A 14,494-nucleotide genomic window follows, 5' to 3' on the forward strand; every position below is an offset into this window, starting at 1 on the left:
TCACGGTTTTCGGCGGGACAAGGTGAGAAGGGGTGAGGATTGTAGCAAATGACCTCGAAAGGCCGCCAGATATTTTTAGGACGCACAGCTAAAGCCTTCAAACCGACCGGTAGATCCGTACGTTCACGGGGCGGCTTGCCCAGCGTTTATCGTTCCGTAGGAACGAAATGTCTATACACTGCGCCCCACTCGACAATCCGAGCCCGTTTACGGGCGAAACATTCCACTCCTAACGGAGGTGCAAAGTTCTAATCGGCCGGGGTGCGATAAACATTTCGCCGCTCCGCGACTGTTGACTGGCAACCGTGTCCGTCATATTTTCCTTCCAACAGTACTGATGAAAATTCTTATCACGATCTGTCTGGCGTTTATCCTGCCGACCATCGCGCTTGGCCAACGCAGTAATCTCTCCCGCGTCAAAATCAAAGAGGCCGAACAACAACTTGCTGACGCCGGCTTCTGGACCGGCCCCGTTGACGGAGTCTTTGACGACGGCTCACGCGCAGCGTTGATTGCATTTCAGAAATGGCACGGTCGCGACGTGACCGGCCAACTCACTAGCGACGAACTTGACGTCATTCGCACCAGCTCGAGACCGGAAGCGAGAGAACTCGGATACGAGCACGTTGAAGTAGATCTCGATCGTCAAATACTCATGCTGGTGAACGGCGAAGGACGCATCAAAGTCCTTCCGACTTCGACTGGCAATGGCAAGACGTTCATGGACGACGGGCAGGAGAGCATCTCCTACACACCGCGCGGCCGGTTCCTTGTTTATGACAAGAGCGTCGGATGGGAGACGGGCCCGCTCGGATCGGTTTACTACCCCAACTACATCAGTGGCGGCGTTGCCATACACGGCAGCCGCAACGTCCCCAATCAACCGGCAAGCCACGGTTGCATTCGCATACCACTCTTTGCGGCCCGCGAAGTCAGCAAGCTTTTAAAAGTCGGAACCATCGTCCTGGTTTACGACAAAGTCTCGTTTGTGTCCGCAAAGGATTGGATAAAGAACCCGAAGTTGAAGGAAGCTGCGCTGATGAGTCTCACCGCAGAGGTGGCCGACACCGCACCGGATGGAGCAGGAAACAAATCGAAGCCGTCAGTTCAGCGACGGCCGCGATCCCGAATCGTCCGAACTTAAGTTCTTAACGGGTTTGCTCTGTCGATACGCGGCAACATCTGCCGGTTCCAATTATCAAATTCCGAGATGAGCCGCTGCAGCACGTCCGGGTTCTTCTTCCCAAACTCAGCTTGCTCGTGGTGATCGACTGACAAGTCAAATAGACGACGCTGATTACCGCTGCGAAGATACTTCCAGTTCCCATGACGCACCGCATCCTGATCGTAGATGCGCCAGAAGAACGTGCGGTCCTCAACCGGACTCGATCCTTTAACTATCGGTAACAAGTCAATTCCATCCAACGCATAACCGTCTGCCGGTTTTGTTTCCGTCGCCGCGAGAATGGTCGCCGTCCAGTCCATCGAGATCGCCGCTTGATGAGTAACGCGATTAGCCGGAATGACGCCCGGCCAGCGAAGAATTGCCGGAACGCGAATGCCACCTTCCAACAGATCTCCTTTCCTGCCGGAGAAGGGCCATTGATACGAGAAGCGCTCGCCGCCGTTATCGCTCGTAAAGATCACCAGAGTATTTCGGTCCTTGCCCGCAGCGCTTAAAGCTTGCAGCACACGACCGACACCTTCATCCAAACTACGCATCATTTCCGCATACAACTTGAGAGAGCCGCCGCCGCCCATGGTTATCGGTTCAATGGTTTTGTCGGTGAAGGTGATCCGTTCGCCGCCTTTGCGATCCTGCCAGGGCCAGTGCGGAGCCGTGTAATGAAGACTCAAGTAGAACGGCTTGGTTCGACGCCGGCGAACGTATTCAACCGCCCGCTCAGTAAGCAAATCGGTCATATAACCATGCTGCTCAACGGGTTTTAGATTCTCATAAAGATCAGGCGCACCGCGACCGGTCTTGTGCAGGTGATAATCTACCGCGCCGGCGAGATTCCCAAAAAATTCGTCGAAGCCATGCGCATTCGGTCCCCACTCAGGGCGAAAGCCGAGATGCCACTTTCCGATCAGCGCTGTGTCATAGCCACTCGTTTTAAGAAGTGAAGCGATCGTCGGGTGGCCCGGATCCAGGCCCACGGTCAGGTTGTTCGCGGGCAACGGCTCGAGTAAGCCGATCTTCAACCGCGCCGGGTATCGACCGGTAATAAATCCAACGCGTGTGGGAGTGCAGACGGCTGAAGCAGAATATGCGTCGGTAAACCTCGCGCCTTGTGAAGCAAGCAGATCCAGATTGGGAGTCCGATAGTCTGGCCGACCGTAACAGCTGAGATCGCCCCACCCGAGATCATCGGCAAGAATGAAGATGACATTGGGACGATTCACTCGCGAAGGTTTTGGCGAAGCGGCAGGCAAATCCGTTTTGCCCGAGGTAGCGTTACGTTGCAAAAGCAGGGTCGCACTCGTCGCTAGCCCACCCAGGAAGTTCCGGCGAGTAAATTTCATGATGGAATCTTACATGGAAATGCCGCAGCTCGTGATTAATTGTGGTAGTGTCTGAATGTTGTGTTGCCCGATTCAGAATTCTTTAATGATCCTCACGGGCTGATTAGTTGCTTCGGTGTATTCTTTGCCAATCGTTTGCGCCAAGGCAAAAAACTCCTCGTTGTAAACGTAAATATCTATCGGCACCCAGATGCCGTCTCTAAACAACCAAGCCTCCTGATTTTTCTTATGAACCCTGAACATTGACTGGCTCGGATGAAATAGCCGGTCAGGTGTCAAAAAGTACAAGCCGTTGACCATTCGTTGAACCTGTACTTTGGGATAATGCTTTTGAACTAGCTTGATGAATTGGTTTTCGCGGGAAGTTTGGGTTTCTATGACATCCATGAACAGTCATTATGAGCCGCAACTAGACCGCCAAGCAACAGCAAATCAGAATCAGAATCAGAATTTAGCCGCTGCGTGAAGTAGGTCTTTAACACTCCACAAATGCCTCACGATTCCCGCTTCCATTGCTGGCGTCGCGCCATGAAGTGTCTTGTGCGGTCTGCAAAAGTTGTAGTAGCAGAGATACAACGCCAAGGCCGCCTTGTGGTTGTCCAGCTTCTTTGAAAAGGCGTTCGTTAGCCGCGTGAATCTTCGGTTTTCCATGCGCAGCGACAAGTTGTGTCTTTCGATGTGTGACGTGCTGCAACGATCCATATCGGGGTTGCCCATGATCGCTTCTTTCCTTGCGCCTGTGCATTCAGCCGGAGAATATCTTTGCTCGTCCATAAGTGACGAGCGATAAATTTTGATTAACTGCGCGAAATCAACTCGTTGCATTCCGAGGCTCATTACAACCGCGTCGCGGTAAGCCGCAAAGCCATCCGTTGAAATCTGAAAACTTCCCGCCGTTGCGTGAGCGATCTTATCGGTGAAGGCCACCGTATCATCGTAACCCCGATGTCCAACGTGCCAAGCAAGAATGAGTTTCGTTTCTGAATCAATACAAGTGAACGTCCAGCAATCGCCAACCTCGTCAGATGTTTCGCCTTTGCGAATCTTGGTCTTATTTTTCATTGCCACCCAAGACCAAACCTCATCACACTGGGCAAAATTAATCTTCAATCCATGAATTCGTTCGCGCATCAAAGCTTCACACTTGCGGCCAACGATGGCTAGAAGTTTGAGGATCGTATTGCGGTCAACATTCGTGAGGCGTTCGGTACTTCTAACGCTGCAACCTTCAATCAGGCAAGAGATAACTTGCAGAGCCTTGCCCTCGTCCAGCGACATATTGTCGAGGGTCTTAATCTTCGGCTCGCCGAAAGTCTTGCCACAGGACAAGCACCGATACCGCTGATTGCCTTTTCGGTCTTTGCCGAATCGCTTTGAGGGTTTATCGCAGGTTGGACAATCCATTTTAGCCGCCTTCTGTGTAGCAACACAATTATGCTTAGGCGGCGATGAATGTCAAGTGGAGATTTCGATCTAGGGTCTGGTCATTAGCTTTTGGCCTCTACATGAAGGGAGAGATGCTGAATGTCTTAGTTAGGGTTGTGCGCCGAAATAAATCTTGTTTTGGTCTTGTGATGGATCGATCGCGAAGCGTGCCCGATCCATGCAATTGTGAAAGCCGAGGTACGGAAATGGAAGAAACGCTGGCCCAAACTCTTGGTTTAGATCGGGGAGAAAAGCTGTAACTTCAAGCCGTAATGATTCGCCCTCGTCTGCAAGTAGAACTATGCTAATCCTCGCAAGCGTACCACGAACGTCTTGGCCCTTCAGGTTTATCTTCTTATCGCCAATTGTCTCACTAAAAGCCACGCGACCAACCATCTCTTGGGTGCACCAGAAGTATTGGCCGCCAGTGTCTAAAATCGCTTGTTCTAATTCCTCGTCAACTTCAATGTAAACACGAATTCTCTGGGTATCATCACCGCCAGGGATCGGCTCAGCGTCATAAGTAGCGACACCTGTGGCGAAGGGAGTATCGTCTTCAAAGTTAAGCAGCATTTAGACGAGAGTTAGTAAGATACCGGTGCCTTTAGTCTCGCCAACTTGATCTGTGAGTGCTTGGCGAGAGTCGGCTGCGCCTACCAATACTCCGGATTTTAGAGCAACCCACTTGCCTTTAAATGTTAATCGGTTTGCCTTAAGCCATTCGATGTTAGCCTTCGGTTTAACATCTAAAGTGGGGCGCTTATCCGTTATTCTCGCCGGAGCGAGTATGCGCGCGTACTTTTGCAATTCTGCGTTTTCCGGATGAATTTGTGCACCCTGAGTAGCAAGCTCACGAGCGGCAACGTGTGCTCCTATCCCAAGAGACAGATCGACTGCTCTTAGGATGTGTGACGCTGATTGATTAGACCAAACGATAGATTTTATTTCTTGTAGAAATACAGCGACATTTTTGAATTTTGCAGCCGCATCTAGCCGTGCGAAAGCGTCAAGGGACGACTGTGCCTCAACTTCTTCACGTAGTTTTCCTACCCAAGTAGCTCTTTTCTCTGGTACGATCTTGTAGGATTTTTTCGGAACTAGCCACAACTCATGGACACGGTTCGGCAACGAATGCAAATCGCATCCATCGTAGTTTTCTCTCCTGTGCTCAAGTCCTGCCATGGCAAAAGGCTTTACTCCGCCGGTAAACACTCAATGTTGTTTGTACGGAGCAGGGATTGTAGATTCTCCGATTTCAACACCGCCCTCTCTACTTGGTGCTGAAGCTCCTTAAGGTCAATATCATCTAATACGACGTAGAAGTCTTTGTGTTCAGTCTCTGAAATATAATGAATATTCATCATGTGGCTTACCACCGCTGCTCTTGGCAATTCGGTGGCGTTATCACTAAAAATCGGCCGAATGTCAGACGATATTCTTGCGTAAGCAAAGACCTTATCATAATCAAACCGCCTAGCTTCAGCTTTGACTGATACTGCCAAAGTTGTCGCTGAAAACAGTCTAGTCAAACGCGGTTCGGCTTTCTTGCGGATATCTTCATCCTTTAATTCTTCTGCACTGCTTTCTTCAATAGCTTCTGCGATGTTACGCGCTGCTTCAGTCGGCGATTTGAATTCATAATTGAATATCGTGAAAAGCGACATCACGGCGTCCGCAATACTATCTGCTTCATTAGGAGCAATCGTCGCCGCCGACAAAAACGCTTCCTTAATTGTCCTTCGTGGTTTGACGGAGACCGAAAGCCCTTCGAGTAGCGCAAGGGCTCGCTCCGAATCCTCATCAGACAGACTCAGAAACTTCGCCAAGCCTCCTACATACTTATCGGGTACTCTTAATGAAGCCATTACTGTCCCAAAGGTTAGAGCGGGGAAACTCCGAACACGATGTCCAGAATTATGCCGAGAGAATGCAAATATCGGCAGGATCGTTTACACATGCTCATTACGATCCTGCCGGAGTATGTATTAGCTAAGTATCATAGTTGAGTCGGCAGAGTAAAGCGGTTTTCGACTATATCAATGACCTAGTCCCTTACTTTTGTGTTACGCCGCGTTTTAAGCTGTTTTCCGCGCCCAGCGAGCCTTAGCGGCCTTCTTGGCGATAGCCTTACGCTTACGCTCTGAGAGGTTCTTAGCGCGTTCGTGGCCGCCCTTAGAGCCTCCGCGCAGGCCGGAAGCTACCTTCTGCGCGTCCTTACCCTTAACGGATTTCGGGTCATGCTTGGCGATGATGGAATCGAGGATGCCGCGAGCGAACTTGAGAGGCTCGTCTTGTTCTAGCGGTTTGGTCTGCGCCATGCACCAAGCATAACATGCCGTCAAGTCTCAGAGTGAACTTTGACCCGATCCGGCAATACACGTTTCAGCCACTACCTTAATTGTGGGCAAGCAAAAGCCCGCGAGATTTCGCCCCGCGGGCTTCTTTAAGCGCTTAGTCCGAACCGCCCGAAGGCTGCGGTCGAAATTAATTTCGAATCACAATCGGCTCACCGAAACCGAGCTCTTTCAGGCGCGGTAGTTGGGTTTTGGCGTCTCCCACCACCAGCCAGATCATCCGGTCGGTGTTCAGATATTTTCCCGACAGAGCCATCACCTGCTGAACCGTCATCCCTCGAACGATCTGTTCGCGCTCTTTCACGTAGTCATATTTCCAACCGTACTTGCCGATATTCTCCAGCATGTTCAGCTTGGCCTCCGCGGTTTCAAAGGCCCGCGCGTTGCTCTTGATCAGGAAGCCCTTGGTGGTCTCGAGATCTGCTTCTGAGTAGGTTTTCGGATATTCCCGGAGAATGTCCTTGATCAACTGCGCCGATTCGAGGGTGACGTTCGCCCTGACGGCGCTGGAAATCGTAAAGGCGCCGGGACTCTGCGTTCCGGCAAAACCGGAGTTGATGCCGTAGGTATAGCCTTTGCCCTCGCGCAGAACCTGCGTCAGGCGGGAAGCAAAACTGCCGCCGCCGAGTATGTAGTTCATGACGGTGGCGGGATAGAAATCCTTATCCGTCTGGGCCAGGGCCGGATAACCAAACCGAATTACGGACTGCTTCGCGTCGGGGACGTCATAAAAATAAACGACAGACTTGGCCGGCGCGTCCGGGGTTTTGTATGCGGGGATGTCGACTTTCTTGCTCGCCCATTTGCTCTCAATTCGTTTTAGCGAAGAAGTAATTGTCGCTTTATCCAAAGCCCCAACCACGTTCACTCGCGCCACCGACGGCGAGATGCTTCGGGCATAGAACGCCTTGAGATCCTCGAGCGTGATCGCATTAACCGAATCCACCGTGCCCAGAATGTTTTGCGAACGGATGTTGTCCTTCCCGAAAATCAACAGGTTGAAGTGATTCTGCGCGAGCGCATTCGGATTGGCTTGTTGCTGCCGGATTTGACTGAGGGTGCTTTGCTTGATCAGATCGAATTCCTTGGCGTCCCAACGCGGCTCGAGCAGGATCTCTTCCACCAGCGCCAGGGTCGCGTCGTAGTTCTTTGCGAGGGTATTCACCCGGACGCGGACATTCTCAGTTGAGGCCGTCACGTTGATCGCCGCACCGAGTTGTTGGATTGCTTCTTCAAGCTCCTGAGGAGTCTTCTTCTGAGTTCCCTGCGTCATCATGCGGGCCATCAGATTCGCCACGCCCACTTTGTTGATGTCTTCAAGCAACTGTCCGCCATCGATCACGACATCGAACTGCATCAGCGGGACTTCAGTGTTTTGAATCCCCAGCACACGCAATCCATTTGTAAGTTTGTCTTCCCAAATCGCGGGGACCTTAACCTCGGGCGCCTTGCCGTAGCCAGGTTCGACACTGCGATCAAAACTCGAAGGGGTGCGTTCATAGGCGGCCTGGGCGCTCGGGTCAACACCTTGCTCGGCGCCCTGAACGATTTTCTCTTCGACGACCTCGGCTTTCTTCGCCCCGTCCAAAGCGAGGGCCGGCTGACCCTTCGGCACAAAGCTCGTCGCCACGAATGGTTTGTTCTTTATGTATTTTTGATAGACGCGCGTCACGTCCACCGGCGTGACAGCGAGAATGTTCTCGATGTCTTTGGAAATGAAGCCGGGGTCCTTGGCAAAGATATTGTATTGAGCGAGCTGGAATCCTTTGCCGAGCACGCTCGAGAGAGAATTGTAAAACTGAGTTTCCTGACCGGCTTTTATGCGGCTCAGATCCTTTTCCGAGATCCCGTCTTTCTCGAATCTCGCGAATGCTTCATCCAGGGCCTTCGAAACTTCGTCGAGATCTTTGTCCGGAAAGGCGCGGACCGCGACGCTAAACTGGCCGGCAAGCTCCGAGGTCTCATTCGACATGCGGACGGCGTCAGTCAATTTTTTCTCTTCAACTAAAACCTGGTAGAAGGGCGCCTTCTTGCCGCGCGACAAATACCGGGCCAGCACGTCGAGCGGGTATGAATCAGGATGGTATTCTTCGACCGTGGGCCAAACCCTGGTTAGTTCAGGCAACCGGGCGAAGTTGTCTTCGTGGTAGAAGCTAACCGTTTCTTTGAGCACCCCCGGTCTTTTCGGAAGCGGTTTGATCTCCTCGCCTCTCTTAATTTCGCTGAAGTATTTCTCCACTAACTTCTTCGCTTGGACCGGATCGAAATCGCCGGCCACCACGAGGGTGACATTGTTCGGAACATACCAGCGCCGGAAGAATTCCTTGACGTCCGCGAGCGTGGCCCGCTGCAGATCTTCGAGCGATCCGATCACCTGCCAGTTATAGGGATGGTCTTCCGGGTAAAGCGCTCGATCAATTACATAGCTGGTGTGACCGTAAGGATTATTGTCGACGCCTTGACGCTTCTCGTTCTTTACGACTTCCTTCTCCTTCGCCAGGACCGGATCGGTTACGGTATTGATAAACCAGCCGAGCTTATCGGCTTCCGCCCAAAGCATCTTCTCCAAGGCATCGCTGGGGACAGTCTGGAAATAATCGGTGCGGTCGCGGTTGGTCGAGCCGTTCGCGCCCGAGCCACCGATGCGCGCACTCATCTTGTCGAGACCGCCTTTGCCCAGATTCTCCGACTCGAGAAACAACAGGTGTTCGAAGAGATGGGCAAACCCTGTGCGTCCCGCTTTCTCGCGCGCCGAACCGACATGCGCCGTAAGGGCGACCGCCACCACCGGATCTGAGCGGTCGATGTGAAAGATCACCTGTAAGCCGTTGGCGAGGGTGAATTTCTCGTACTCAACTTTGAAGACGCCTTTCGGCGCCGGCTTCTGGGCCGTCACCGGCATCAATGCAGACAACAGGCAGGTAATGAGAAAAAAGCTCTTTAGAATCTTCATAAGCATAGTCTTAGCGAAAACTACCGAACCAGGGTTAATTAACAGGATATGAGCTGCGCTCGGGAATTTATACGACAAAACCCTGTTCAGGGTTACTCCGAGCGACCTCTTTTGCCCTGACAATTTCGCGCCGGTGCGCTGCGGACTGCTGATTGCTATCTCACGCCGTGGGGCCGAATTGTGTACGGCTTTGCACCTAACAGGAGATTTAAAATGGAAAACAGACCTCACGACAGTTCCTTAAGTCCTTCCGATAATGATGGCATTACATCGGAGCAAACCCTTGATACTCCGCACTTCGACGAGATATCGATTCAGAACGCCCAACCGGCAGTGCCGCTCGGGCGGATTAAGGGGCGGCGTTTGTGGCCGCTCGCGCTGATTTTGATGTTAGCGTCGAGCCTCGTGGGTGCGGTCCTTGGGCTGGCCCTCTCGCGCTACGCAAACAGTTCGCAGGTTTCGAAGCCGGCGGCGAACGTCGCGCCCGAAGGAAGCCATGTCAGTACCGGCCCGATGGTGAAGCCAACGCAGAAGGAATCTGAAGCACCTCCGCGGCCCGGTGCTGCGGAAGAGCGTAGAAATGACGTGGAACCGAAGGCCGCGGAAGCAACGCGGGCCACCCGTCCGCGCGCGGACGAGGCAGCCACAAGCGAGCCCATGACTGACACGCAAGGTGGCGAGGAGCGTGCGAAGCTCCAGGGTGCGCTCGACGACTGGATCGCCGCGACGAATGCGCGCGACATCCAACGGCAGATGAATTTCTACAACCAGACGGTCAACGCCTTCTATCTGACGCGCAACGTGCCGCGCGAAGCGGTCCGCGCCGAGAAGTCACGCGTTTTCGCCCGTGCCGAAGTGGTTGATATAAAGGCCGCGGCGCCCGGTATCCGCGTGAGCCGCGACGGACGCACCGCCACGATGCGCTTCCGAAAGAAATATGCGATTGAGGGTGGTGGCGAAGATCGACGCGGCGAAGTCGTGCAGGAACTTCGTTGGCAGCGCACCGATGACGGCTGGAAGATCGTCAGCGAGCGCGACCTGCGTGTGATTAATTAAGACTGCGTTGCGGCTAGTCGGAAGAATTTTATTCTTACCCCCCTAAAATAACCTAAGCCCGCGAGATTTCTCTCGCGGGCTTTCTTATTTAGTTGCACAGAAACACCTCACGAAATCACTTACCCTAACTGCAACACGCCAAGCCCCAATGTCATCAAAGCCCGTTGTCAGCGAAGTAGAATCGGACATCGGGTTTCGCCAATAGTCTCTCCAGGAAATTACTGATAACTTGGCGCTCGATCAGGAATTTGAACGATGAGTAGCGAACTGTCTGTTCCAACCAGGTACATAACCGGGCTTTTCACTGGCGCGTTACTCTGCGGCTTCATAATTCTCAATTCCGCCAATGTGTTGGCTCAGGCACCCACCTTCGCCGGCAACGCCCAGCATACGAGCGTCTACACCACTCCCGCGCAAAACCTGAACGCCATTAAGTGGTCCACGACGATCGACTTTCATCCCACCACAACCGCTCATTATGGCGCGCCGGTAATCACCGCCAATAACACGGTGCTGGTCCCGGTCAAAACATCCACCGATGGGTTTCGGGTCGACGCTTTCAACGGTAACAACGGGACGGCAAAGTACATCATCAATACTGATTACATTCTTCCGGCGCACAATTGGGTCCCGGTTTACAACCCCTGTATCGCTACCGGATCGTTCGGCACCCGCCTGTATTACGCAGGAGCGGGAGGCACCATCCTGTACATCGATAATCCTGACTCAAACTCGCCTGGCGCGCCGGTAAAACAGGTTTTCTACACGTCCCTGGCCGGCTACAACGCTAACGCGGCAGCCTACAACAATGCGATCTTCGTCAACACACCACTCACGGCAGATGCGGACGGAAATATCTATTTTGGCTTTCGCGTACAGGGCACTGCTCCGGCACCGCTGAATACGACTCAAAGCGGCATCGCCCGGATAGATGCGAACGGAAATGCGACCTATGTGCTCGCCGCCGCCGCGGCAAGCGACGGTGCGATCAGCCGCGTGAGTCACAACGTGGCGCCGGCGTTGAGTAGTGATGGCAGCACCCTCTATGTCGTGGTCAAGTGGGCGACCAATAACAGCTATGCGTACCTTTTGGGTTTGAATTCGTCCACTCTGGCAACAAAATATTCGATGTTTCTCAGGGACCCGCGCAATGGCAATCCCGCTTCAGTTCCGGACGACGCTACGTCATCGCCGGTAATCGCGCCGGACGGCGATGTCTATTTCGGAGTGTTAGCTGCCAACAGCGGTTCGCGCGGCTTTCTCTTGCGCTTCAGTGGAGACCTTTCGGTAACCAAGACACCGGGCGGGTTTGGCTGGGACTACACGCCCGGAATCGTTCCCGCGTCGATGGTGCCTTCTTACACCGGATCATCGTCATACTTGATATTTGCCAAGTACAACGACTATCCGTTTGCCGACGGCAGCGGAGTGAATCGCGTGGCGCTGCTCGACCCTAATGCTACTCAAATCGATCCTCACACTTCGGCAGGCGGACTGATCGAGATGAGAGAGGTGTTGACGGTAATCGCTCCGACACCGGATCCGGACGTAAATCCATCGGTGTTTCCGCTGGCGGGAAAAGAATGGTGCATTAACGCGCCGGCGGTTAACCCGGCGAACAAGAGTGTCTACTTTACCAGCGAAGACGGACGCAGTTATCGCTGGAACCTGGCCACAAATGCGCTGGACCAGTCAGTGGTCTTGAGTCCGGGTGTGCTCGAGCCCTACGTGCCGACTGTCATTGGTCCCGATGGAACGGTTTACACACTTAACGGCGGGATCTTCTTTGCTTTGGGGAACCGGCCCGGAGTTAACGTCACTATAGACTCTTCAGCCCCGGATTCACGTTCGGTGGTGGTGGGGAGCGCGATTACCTTTACTGCTACAGTCACCGGCACGCCGGCCTCACCGACCGGCACGGTAACGTTCACCGATCTGACTTACAACGGTCTCACCCCCGTCACGACCACGTTGGCTTCCAATGTTCCACTAAGTGCGAATGGGACGGCGTCGATGACCACGTCGGCGCTCGCGGCGGGCGGCAATTTTCGCGGCAGCCATTTCATTACAGCGGCGTACAGCGGAGATGGCGGGCATCCTGCCTCATCCGTAACCATGGTGCAGAAGGTCCATGCGAACGCTACCAACCTGACGCTGAATTCGTCACAGAATCCGATTAATTTTGGTCAGGCAGTAACCTTTACTGCCACCGTGTCGTCAGTTCCGACGAACGCGGGCACGCCAACCGGAATGGTGACTTTTCAGGATGGCGGGACGGTTGTCTGGCAGGCACCCCTTAATTCGTCGGGAGTCGCGACCTTTAACAGCACCAGTTTAGTCCCGGGAAGTCACAATATCGTGGCCACTTATGCGTCCGACACTCAGTTTGCCGCCAGTACCGGAGGCATAGTTCAGGTTGTCCAGAATGGAACCTCAACCGCGGTCACCTCGTCAGCGAATCCTGCGAGCTTTGGACAGTCAATAATGTTTGACGCAACCGTGACGGCGGCAAACGGGGCGCCGGGGATTCCTTCCGGTTCGGTTACATTCAGAGAAGGCAGCACCGTTCTCGGCACCGCCACTCTCAACTCTGCCGGACACGCATTGTTCAGCTATTCCGCTTTCAGCATCGGAAGCCACAACGTCACCGCAGACTTTGCCGGGACGAATGGCTGGCTCGCCAGTAGTGGGCAGGTCGAGCAGGTTGTGCTGGACGCACCACTGCTGCTGATAGACGATTCGCAGCGAGTCATTGCCCTCGATTTAGTCACGCAGACGCGTGATCCCTTTTCGCTGACGAACCCGTTCAACCTGAGTCCCGACCTGCGCCGGCGCGTCTCGCTTTTTGTCTGGCGCCTGGGACTCATGCCCGGCGACGGGGCCGCAGATCTTACCGTCGTGGCGGAAGACGATCAGGGTGGGAGCTATACGCTGGTAGTTGAGCACGTTACGATTCTGGCCGGAGTTACAGACGTGACCCAGGTGGTGGTGCGACTGCCGGACAATGTTTCGGGCGCGCCGAGAGACCTACAAACAAGAGTGAAGCTACACGGACTTTTCAGCAACAAGGGATTGATTGGGATCTCGGGAAATTAGACTGAAAGCGAAATTCTTAATTGACTGAGCCCAAACAAAAAGCCCGCGAGATTTCTCTCGCAGGCTTTTCGACTTGTCGAGATCTCAGGTGGAGCTGAAATCTCAGAAATAATCCCGGCGGCTTCCTACTCTCCCACGCAGTTGCCCGCGCAGTACCATCGGCTCCAAGAGGCTTAACTTCCGTGTTCGGGATGGGAACGGGTGTGGCCCTCTCGACACAACCACCGGAAAACTTGTGAGCGTTTTCAAATCAAAGATTTAAAAACGCGATCTCTTTCGGTAGCGGGGGCTCGGCGCCTCAGCGTGCAAATTGCTTCGCACCGCCTGAGTGGGCCCTGAGTCCGCGCTACGGAACCTTAAAAAACGTGCTTAGTGCTTTGAGCTTGGTACTTTGAAAGACGAAATCAAAGTACTAAGTACAAAGCACCAAGTACAAATTCAATCGAATAGCGACAAGGCAAGCCTGTGCCGTGTCTAAAGCTTCGCGCGCTTAATTCCGAACTGAAATTCGCAAGTCGCGATTCCTAATTCGAAATTCAAGAGCGTTGCTGCTAGTAAATTTTACGGTCAAGCCAAGGGACTGATTAGTACTGGTCAACTGAGCACATTACTGCACTTACATATCCAGCCTATCAACCTGGTGGTCTACCAGGAGTCTCACTGTCAGGATTAATCTTGGGTCTGGCTTCACGCTTAGATGCATTCAGCGTTTATCCATGCTCCACTTAGCTACCGAGCGTTACGGCTGGCGCCATAACTCGTACACTAGAGGTGGATCCATCCCGGTCCTCTCGTACTAAGGACAGATTCCCTCAATCCTGCTGCGCCCACACTAGATAGGGACCGAACTGTCTCACGACGTTCTAAACCCAGCTCACGTACCGCTTTAACCGGCGAACAGCCGGACCCTTGGGACCTTCTTCAGCCCCAGGATGCGATGAGCCGACATCGAGGTGCCAAACCCTGCCGTCGATGTGAACTCTTGGGCAGGATCAGCCTGTTATCCCCGGCGTACCTTTTATCCGTTGAGCGACGGCCCTTCCATACAGAACCGCCGGATCACTAACTCCTACTTTCGTACCTG

Annotated in this window: 11 protein-coding genes and 2 rRNA genes; 3 read left to right on the plus strand and 10 right to left on the minus strand. The window is 53.5% G+C overall.

The features are described 5' to 3' along the window. Positions 1-337 precede the first annotated feature (337 nt). Entirely contained in the window at positions 338-1,144 is an 807-nt protein-coding gene (locus tag VFX97_04130; GenBank protein ID HEX5702389.1) for a L,D-transpeptidase family protein, read from the plus strand. Here the strand turns inward: VFX97_04130 and VFX97_04135 are convergent. The 8 genes from VFX97_04135 to VFX97_04170 all read right to left on the minus strand — a co-directional run bounded on the left by VFX97_04135 (position 1,141) and on the right by VFX97_04170 (position 9,258). Continuing rightward, positions 1,141-2,526, minus strand: a complete 1,386-nt coding sequence (locus VFX97_04135) for a sulfatase-like hydrolase/transferase (protein ID HEX5702390.1) — start codon at positions 2,524-2,526, stop codon at positions 1,141-1,143. The two genes, VFX97_04130 and VFX97_04135, sit on opposite strands and share 4 nt — an antisense overlap. 72 nt (positions 2,527-2,598) lie before the next feature. Beyond that, a complete protein-coding gene (locus VFX97_04140; GenBank protein HEX5702391.1) occupies positions 2,599-2,913 on the minus strand; it encodes a hypothetical protein in 315 nt (104 codons plus the stop codon). 57 nt (positions 2,914-2,970) lie between these two features. Next, on the minus strand, positions 2,971-3,657 hold the full coding sequence (locus VFX97_04145; protein HEX5702392.1) for an IS1 family transposase: 687 nt from the start codon (positions 3,655-3,657) through the stop codon (positions 2,971-2,973). A gap of 402 nt (positions 3,658-4,059) precedes the next feature. Further along, a complete protein-coding gene (locus VFX97_04150; GenBank protein ID HEX5702393.1) occupies positions 4,060-4,524 on the minus strand; it encodes a hypothetical protein in 465 nt (154 codons plus the stop codon). Continuing rightward, positions 4,525-5,133 carry a hypothetical protein gene (locus VFX97_04155; GenBank protein HEX5702394.1) on the minus strand — a complete coding sequence of 203 codons (609 nt, stop codon included), beginning with the start codon at positions 5,131-5,133 and terminating at the stop codon, positions 4,525-4,527. Between the two features lie 11 nt (positions 5,134-5,144). Next, positions 5,145-5,816, minus strand: coding sequence for a hypothetical protein (locus VFX97_04160; GenBank protein ID HEX5702395.1), 672 nt, complete (start codon positions 5,814-5,816; stop codon positions 5,145-5,147). A gap of 210 nt (positions 5,817-6,026) precedes the next feature. Further along, entirely contained in the window at positions 6,027-6,269 is a 243-nt protein-coding gene (locus tag VFX97_04165) for a hypothetical protein (GenBank protein ID HEX5702396.1), read from the minus strand. A 166-nt stretch (positions 6,270-6,435) separates the two neighbouring features. Continuing rightward, positions 6,436-9,258, minus strand: coding sequence for a pitrilysin family protein (locus tag VFX97_04170; protein HEX5702397.1), 2,823 nt, complete (start codon positions 9,256-9,258; stop codon positions 6,436-6,438). Between the two features lie 213 nt (positions 9,259-9,471). On the opposite strand from VFX97_04170, the gene VFX97_04175 reads away from it, so the two are divergent. Together VFX97_04175 and VFX97_04180 are read left to right on the plus strand one after the other, a co-directional pair. Continuing rightward, on the plus strand, positions 9,472-10,314 hold the full coding sequence (locus tag VFX97_04175; GenBank protein ID HEX5702398.1) for a nuclear transport factor 2 family protein: 843 nt from the start codon (positions 9,472-9,474) through the stop codon (positions 10,312-10,314). A gap of 255 nt (positions 10,315-10,569) precedes the next feature. Continuing rightward, a complete protein-coding gene (locus VFX97_04180) occupies positions 10,570-13,410 on the plus strand; it encodes an Ig-like domain-containing protein (protein HEX5702399.1) in 2,841 nt (946 codons plus the stop codon). Positions 13,411-13,522: 112 nt separating this feature from the next. On the opposite strand, the gene rrf is transcribed toward VFX97_04180, so the two are convergent. Both rrf and VFX97_04190 read right to left on the minus strand, forming a co-directional pair. After that, positions 13,523-13,639 (minus strand): 5S ribosomal RNA (gene rrf / locus VFX97_04185). Between the two features lie 334 nt (positions 13,640-13,973). After that, positions 13,974-14,494: ribosomal RNA gene (locus VFX97_04190) — 23S ribosomal RNA — on the minus strand; the annotation flags it as partial.

This window comes from Pyrinomonadaceae bacterium (assembly GCA_036277115.1).
GTDB lineage: Bacteria > Acidobacteriota > Blastocatellia > Pyrinomonadales > Pyrinomonadaceae > UBA11740.

Bases quoted from the DNA above. Each gene is read 5' to 3' on its own strand.
- VFX97_04130 (HEX5702389.1), top strand. From the start codon at position 338: ATGAAAATTCTTATCACGATCTGTCTGGCGTTTATCCTGCCGACCATC.
- VFX97_04135 (HEX5702390.1), bottom strand. From the start codon at position 2,526: ATGAAATTTACTCGCCGGAACTTCCTGGGTGGGCTAGCGACGAGTGCG.
- VFX97_04140 (HEX5702391.1), bottom strand. From the start codon at position 2,913: ATGGATGTCATAGAAACCCAAACTTCCCGCGAAAACCAATTCATCAAG.
- VFX97_04145 (HEX5702392.1), bottom strand. From the start codon at position 3,657: ATGCGCGAACGAATTCATGGATTGAAGATTAATTTTGCCCAGTGTGAT.
- VFX97_04150 (HEX5702393.1), bottom strand. From the start codon at position 4,524: ATGCTGCTTAACTTTGAAGACGATACTCCCTTCGCCACAGGTGTCGCT.
- VFX97_04155 (HEX5702394.1), bottom strand. From the start codon at position 5,133: ATGGCAGGACTTGAGCACAGGAGAGAAAACTACGATGGATGCGATTTG.
- VFX97_04160 (HEX5702395.1), bottom strand. From the start codon at position 5,816: ATGGCTTCATTAAGAGTACCCGATAAGTATGTAGGAGGCTTGGCGAAG.
- VFX97_04165 (HEX5702396.1), bottom strand. From the start codon at position 6,269: ATGGCGCAGACCAAACCGCTAGAACAAGACGAGCCTCTCAAGTTCGCT.
- VFX97_04170 (HEX5702397.1), bottom strand. From the start codon at position 9,258: ATGAAGATTCTAAAGAGCTTTTTTCTCATTACCTGCCTGTTGTCTGCA.
- VFX97_04175 (HEX5702398.1), top strand. From the start codon at position 9,472: ATGGAAAACAGACCTCACGACAGTTCCTTAAGTCCTTCCGATAATGAT.
- VFX97_04180 (HEX5702399.1), top strand. From the start codon at position 10,570: ATGAGTAGCGAACTGTCTGTTCCAACCAGGTACATAACCGGGCTTTTC.